At 68.8% G+C, this 6,741-nt stretch carries 4 protein-coding genes and 1 pseudogene; 4 read left to right on the forward strand and 1 reads right to left on the reverse strand.

The window, feature by feature from the left end; translation table 11 throughout:
* The first annotated feature begins 236 nt into the window (after positions 1–236).
* Positions 237–1,640 carry a tetratricopeptide repeat protein gene (locus tag FZ029_RS29980; protein ID WP_149273560.1) on the forward strand — a complete coding sequence of 468 codons (1,404 nt, stop codon included), beginning with the start codon at positions 237–239 and terminating at the stop codon, positions 1,638–1,640.
* A gap of 22 nt (positions 1,641–1,662) precedes the next feature.
* Here the strand turns inward: FZ029_RS29980 and FZ029_RS29985 are convergent, their stop codons facing one another.
* The gene (locus FZ029_RS29985) at positions 1,663–3,582 is read right to left on the reverse strand and encodes a hypothetical protein (protein ID WP_149273562.1); all 1,920 of its coding nucleotides are present in this window, start codon (positions 3,580–3,582) and stop codon (positions 1,663–1,665) included.
* Between the two features lie 370 nt (positions 3,583–3,952).
* Between FZ029_RS29985 and FZ029_RS29990 the strand changes: the two genes are divergently transcribed.
* The 3 genes and pseudogenes from FZ029_RS29990 to FZ029_RS30000 all read left to right on the forward strand — a co-directional run.
* The gene (locus FZ029_RS29990; protein WP_149273564.1) at positions 3,953–4,630 is read left to right on the forward strand and encodes a ParA family protein; all 678 of its coding nucleotides are present in this window, start codon (positions 3,953–3,955) and stop codon (positions 4,628–4,630) included.
* A gap of 169 nt (positions 4,631–4,799) precedes the next feature.
* A complete protein-coding gene (locus FZ029_RS29995; protein ID WP_247892569.1) occupies positions 4,800–5,279 on the forward strand; it encodes a hypothetical protein in 480 nt (159 codons plus the stop codon).
* Positions 5,257–6,741: pseudogene (locus FZ029_RS30000) on the forward strand (ATP-binding protein); the annotation flags it as partial. The gene FZ029_RS29995 and the pseudogene FZ029_RS30000, both read left to right, overlap by 23 nt.

Consider the following 6,741-nt stretch of genomic DNA (forward strand, 5'->3'; position numbering starts at 1 on the left):
GTTTGTTCAAGCGCGTTCTTCGGAAACGGTCAGGTTTCCGCTTCGCCGGCCATGCATTTTCCGCAAGCCGGTGCCTGCGCGCTTTTTCCGGGCACCGCCCCGGCCCGAAAGCGGGGATGCGCGGGACCGCCGGCCGCGACTCGAGATGGCCGGCGGAAGGGACGGGAGGCTCCGCTTGCCAGCGGCGGGGATGCCATGGGATGAAGCCACGCCCCCTTTCGCCGACCGGTCCGCCCATGCCACGTCCAGCCTCCGACGCCGCCCTTCAGGCCACCCTCCAGGCCGCACTCGACGCCGAACGGGCGGGGAACCGCGAGACCGCAAGGACGCTCTGCCTCCGGCTGCTGGAGCAGGGTCCCACCGGCCGGCAGGCGCCGGCGGCGCACGACGCGCTCGCCAGAATTCTGGTCGGCCAGGACATGGCGGCGGCGGCCGACCATGCGCTCGCCGCCTGGCGGCTGACGCCCCAGGATCCGACCCGCCGGTCCAACCTGTGGCAGTTGCTGACCCATCTGGGAGAGGCCGGAGAGGTCGCCCGTTTCCAGGGGCGGGAGGACTGCGTCGGGCTGGTGGCGCTGGGCAACGCACTGCGCCGCGACGGGCAGGCGCTGCGGGCGGAGCGGGCCTATCGCCGGGCGCTGGATCTCTATCCCGAGGTGTCCTTCACGCTGAGCCGGCTGGCCTGCCTGTGCGCCGAACAGCACCGGCTGGAAGAGGCCGACGCCCTGTTCGCCCAAGCGGCCGAACGCCATGGCGGGCGCGACGCCGTCACCCGCACCGACCCGGCCTTCCTGCAGGCCCTGCGCGAGGCCCCGCCGCCCGCCGGCATCCGCGCCACCATTCAGGAAGGCACCGGGGCCGCCGCCCGGCCGCTGGTGGTCTATGCCTGCTGCGACGCGGTCTATGCGCGCAAGTTCCTGCCGACCATGGTGCGCTCCATCGCCGAGGACAGCGGGCTCGACTGCGCCATCGCCCTGCATCTGGTCAATCCCGATGCGGAGGCCGAGGCGACGGTGGCCGCCCTGGCCGCCGCCCACGGCGCCGACCGCTTCATCATCCTGCGCGAGACCATCGACCTGTCGCCGCTGGGCGACAATGCCAAGACCTATTACGCCTGCAGCCGTTTCCTGGTGCTGCCCGACCTGCTGATCCGCTGGCAGCGGCCGGTGCTGATGCTGGACGTCGACCTGCTGGCGATCCGCGACCTGAACCCGCTGCTGGCGACCTCCGCCCGTTCCGACCTGGGCATGATGAGCCATGCGCTGAAGCGGCTGGACATCTGGAGCCTGCTCTACGCCGACGTGCTGCACATCCGGCCGACCACGGGGGCGCTGCGCTTCCTCGACCTGACCCGGCGCTACATCCGCCATTTCCTCGACCGCGGCCTGCCCGTCTGGTTCCTCGACCAGGCGGCGCTCGCCGCCGTGCATCTGGCCGGCTTCACGGCGGAGGCCGCACCGCGCCTGACCGTCTATCCGGCCGACATCCACAGCAGCACGGTGATGGTCGACGGCGAGGGCCGGTACTGGACCGACGACAGCGCCTATTTCTATTCGGTCCGCGCCACCGGCGGCGGCCAGCACGCGGTGCACCGGCTGAAGCGCCGGGCCGGAACCACGGCGGACGTGAAGCAGGGATGATGTCCGCCGCGTCCGAATTCCCTCACCGGATCCAGCCCATCGCCCGGAAGCGGTCGAGCCTGTCGCTCACCAACCGGGGATGGCGGTCGACCGGGACGACCTCGTAATCCTCGCGGGCGCCGGGCGCGCCATCGGGGATGGCGCTGCCGCTGCTGAGGAAACTGGCGACATCGGCCATCTTCCGCTCGCCGAAGGACTGGGCATGTTCCTGGTGGGCGTAGGCGTTGAGCTTGGCGGCGAAGCGCTCCAGGTCGCCCATCCAGCTGAAATGCCAGCCGGCGTCGCGGATGACGTGGCCGATGTCCTGCTTGGCGAGGTAACGCACGGCATTGGCCCCGGTCTGGCGGATGAAGCGGAAGGGAGCGGCCCCGGCCGCGCGCCAGTTGCGGGCGAAGCGGTAGTTCAGGCGGTAGAAGAACAGGTCGAGTTCGGCGGTGAAGACGGTGTCGAAAGCCGGCCCGCCGCCGCGCAGCCGCTCCACGACCTCGCGCCGCAGGATTTCGTCGGCGTCGGAGACGATGACCATGTCATCGTCGCGGCAGCCGTCCAGCCCGCGCAGAATGGCGTCGCGCTGGTAGGCCTCCCGCTGCCAGGAGAAGGTGCCGACGAGTTCATCCACCACGACGTAGCGGATCTTGTCCATATAGGGGCGGAACCGCTCGTGATGGTCGCCGAAGGTCAGCGCCTTCGGCTCGCCGGAATGGGTGTGGGTCGCCTCCACCACCACGAAGCCGTCGACCACCTCATACAATTCGGCCAGACGGATCTCCAGGATCTCGGCCTCGTTGAAGTAGGTGCAGCAGTCGAAGATCCGCCGCGCCGCCGGAAGGGCCGGAACGGCCGGCGCCGTTTCGGCGAAGGGGTTGTCGGGAGGGGGGGACAGGGGGCTGCGGCCGAGGGCCTCGGTATAGCCGACGAGGGCGCGCAGGCCGAGCAGGGTGGTCCAACGCTGGGTGCGCGTCCAATGGTCGATGCCGGGCGCCTCCAGTAGGCGCTCCATCGTCGCCGACAGGCTGTCGAACGCGGCACGCGCCGCGGCATGGGCGTTCATGTCGTAGACATAAGCGTAGCCGAAGCCCCTCAGGCTCGCCAGAAGCGGCTCGACCGCGAGGTGTTGCTGTGCCTGCGCCTTGTGCTCCAGACCGGCAAGGCTGTTCCACAGCTCGAAGCCCCGGCTGTGGGCCTCCAGGGCGTCGTGGTAGAGATGCTCCTCCTGCAGCAGCGTTCCCAGCCAATGCATCGCGGCCGAGGCCGCCTGCCGGCGCGCATGCGGCCGGCCGTCGCCCTGCCAACCTTCCGCCCGAAGCGTCAGCCTGCGGCAATGGGCCAGGGCCTCCGCCCGGCCGGCCGGGCACAGCCGGTCGAGCGCACCGAGAAGAAGACCGGCCGGCTGGTCCCGACCGAGCCGCTCGGCAAGTGCGCGGATGCCCGCCTGCAAGGCGGCGTCGCGCAGCAGGTCGGCCTTTGCCGTTCCCGGAGCGAGCAGCAGGCCCCGGGCAATCAGCATGGCCGCCGCCGCCCCGTCACCATCGGCACCACGTTCGATCTGTCCGGCGAGAAGAAGCACCTGGGGAAGTGCCGGAGCGAGGACCAGCATCATGCGGCAGGCGTGTCTGGCGTCGCCGATGCGCCCGCCATTCGCATCCTCCACGGCGCGCTGGAGGATCATGGAGACCAGGATGTCGCAGTTGGTGCGGAAGGAATCGCACGGCGCGCCGTATTCCGCCAGAGGGACAAAGCACCAGAGCGCCTCCAAGAGCCGGCCGGCCCTGTAGGCGTTGCTTCCCTTCACGAAAAGGCCGGTCAGCACCGCCGCCGACAAGGCGCGCGCGTCGGCGTTCGCAGGATCCCGCTGCAGGAGACGCAGCATTCCTTCCATGGCATGCCAGGGACGTCCCGCTTCGGCGTCGGTACGGGCCTGAAGGAGGCTGGGGTCTGTCATGCGGCGGGTCCTGAACGGAATGGCTGGGAAGGGCGATCAGGGAGCCGGCCAGCCTTCGGCCACCGTGACGCTTGCACCAGGTCAGGTCGGAGAGCGGCCGGGTCCGGTGCCTATGCCATGGCGAAGCAGGGGCTGACAAGCGCCGGAGCCGTGGATCACCACCATCCGCTCCACTCCCCAACGCCGGCCTTGGGCCAAGCTTTAGGGCGGGCTTCGGGTCGGGCAAGCGCGATGCATTTATATATCATGATTTCATGCTTCTTCTTCATGACGTGAAACCACTTCCATCTTTCCTGTTCTTCCGTGTAAATCCGCAAAGCTCCCGCTCGGGTCAGCCCGCTTTCCATCCTCTGCTACCGGGAACCACCGCATGGCTCGGATCATCAGTTTCGCCTCCACCAAGGGCGGCGTCGGCAAGACCAGTCTGGTCATGGCGCTCACCTCCGAACTGCGCCGGCGCGAGGCGAGCGTGCTTCTGCTCGACTGCGACCCCAACCGGCATCTGGCCGAATGGGCGCGGCGGCGCAACGATGCCGGCGTGCGGGTGCTGGAGGAGATCACGGAGTCGAACGTCCGCCAGACGGTGCAGGAGAATGCGCCGCGCTTCGACTACACGCTGATCGATCTTGCGGGCTTCGGTAACCTGACCATGCTCTATGCCTTCTCGGTCAGCGACGGGGTGCTGATCCCGACCCAGCAATCCTTCATGGACGTGAAGGAGACGGTGCGCACCTTCAAGGTGGTGGCGGATTCCGTCGGCGTGCTGAAGCACACCCCGGCCTCCAGCGTGGTGATCGTCCGTACCCAGGCGGCCATCGAATCCCGCGTCGACCGCCATGCCCGCGGCCTGCTGGACGAACATGGCGTCCCGGCCTTCCGCACCGAGCTGATCGAGCGCTCGCTGCTGAAGGAGATGACTTACACCGGCCATGGTCCGGGCGAGGTCAATCCGAACAGCAACGCCGACCTGAACGTCCGCTCCCTGACCGACGAGTTCGTCGCCTTCCTCGAAGCCTCCCCGGCCAACCCGCTGATCCCGCGGGGGTAAGGCGGGCAGGGCTTCATGGCATGGGATCATGATTTCTGAGCAAGATCTTTTATCATGATTTCATGAAAAGAAGTCCAGCCAACCTGCCGCAGGCTCCCGACCGGCGAAGGGCTTGCACGCCCGAAAACGCCTGGGCATCCTCTTTTCCAACCAGGAGGATGCTTCCGGCATGGATCCCATCATCACGTCGGTCATCGCCGCCGCCAGCGGTATCGCGGGGATAGCAGGCAGCGGCTTCGTCACCGCGGCCGGCGAGGACGCCTATAAGCGGCTGAAGGCGGTGATCCGCCGCCGCTTCACCACCGCCGAGCCTGCTTTGCTGGAGTTGGAGGCCGCTCCCGCGAGCGAGGCTCCCCGCCTGGCCCTGGCCGACCGCCTGACGGAGGCGGGTGCCGCGGGCGACGAGGAGTTGCGCCAGACCGCGCAGGCCCTGCTGGCCGCCTTGCTGGCCCTGCGCGACCAGCCGCAACCGCCGCCCCTGCTCGACTTCGACAGGCTGGTCGCCGCCCAGCGTTTCGAAATCTCCGACGTGAAGGCCGCCGGCACCGTGCTGCGGGCGAAGGACGCCCGCTTCGAGGGCGAGTTCGTCTTCCGCGGTGTCCAGCAGAGCGGGGGCCAGCCGTCCCATGGAGAACCGGAAAAACACTGACGGCGGCGCCGGGCATTCCGTGCAGCCCGTCGCCGCCGCCAGCACACAGCACACCGGGGTCTCGGCCGGGACCTTCACCGCCGGAACCGTCCACGTCTATCAGGGCGCTCCACCGGCGGAGGGCGGGGCGACGGCCGGTCCCCGCTGCAACGTCCCGGTGCTCTATGACCGCCCCTTCATCGGGCGCGCCGACCTGCTGACCGCCATCGCCGAAACGCTCGACGACCCGCTGCGCCCGTCGGTGGTGGCTCTGCACGGCCCGCCGGGGGTCGGCAAGACGGAGTTGGCGCATGAATATGCCCGGCGCCATGCCAAACGCTATCCCGCCGGCTGCTTCACCCTGGATGCCGGCGGCGACACGCCGGTGAAGCTGGCGGAGATCGGCCAACTGCTGTTCGGGCCGGAGCCGTTCCGCGACCTGTCGATGGTCGATCGATGCAAGGCCGCCTTTCACCGACTGACCCGATCCGCCGTCCTGCTGGTCTATGACAATGTCCGCTCGGCGGACGCGATCCGGCCCTGGCTACCGCCCCACGGCACCCCCTGCCATGTGGTCATGACCAGCGTGCTCGATCTGTGGGACGGCCTGTGTCCGGCCTTCCCGGTGGAATTGCTGGACCGGGACGACAGCGTCGCACTGGTCGCCTCCATCGCCGGCGAGGATGCCTGCCGCGACGATGACCTGCCGCTGGTCGATTGGGCCGGCGGTCTGCCGGTCCAGCTTGTGCCGGCTGCTGCCGCCCTGAAACGCGCCCGCCGCCGTGGCCGGGCCGGGGCCGCCAAGCTGCGCCTGGAGCCGGAAACCCAGAACAGCTTCCGGCCGGTCTACGAGTTGCTGCCACCGGACTCCCGCCTGATCCTGCAGACCGCCGCCCTGCGCAACGGCATGGCCCTGATGGCCGACGATCTCCGGCAGGACATGACGGACGCGACCGGCTGGGACGAGGACAGCTTCGACCGCCATCTGGACGCCTGCCTGGATCTGCATCTGCTGGAAAGCGGTGGTGAGACGCTGCGGATGCATCAGCTGATCGCCGCCTTCCTGCGCGACCAACCAGCCCCGGACGGTCATGGCGAAACGCTGACGAGGATCCGGCAGGCGCAGTGGAGGCAACTGGCGGACAGCGCCGATGCCTTTGCCGATGCCCCCAACCGGATGGAGTTGGCGGCGGGCATGCAGGGCTTCCTGACGGATCCCGCGCTATGGGATGGCTGTGGCGTCACTGGTTCGGCACGGGACTACCGGGCTGTCTACCGCGCCATTTCAGAAACCGGCCAATTCGGAATTGCACAACTTTGGGCCGAACGATCGATCCACGCCGTCGAACAGGAGGGGGCGGAAGAGGGCGTCGATCACGGGAGCCTCAGCGTCAGCCTGCATCAGAATTCGGAATTGCACAACTTTGGGCCGAACGATCGATCCACGCCGTCGAACAGGAGGGGGCGGAAGAGGGCGTCGATC

This window comes from Azospirillum sp. Sh1 (assembly GCF_008365135.1).
GTDB classification, from domain to species: Bacteria; Pseudomonadota; Alphaproteobacteria; order Azospirillales; family Azospirillaceae; genus Azospirillum; species Azospirillum oryzae.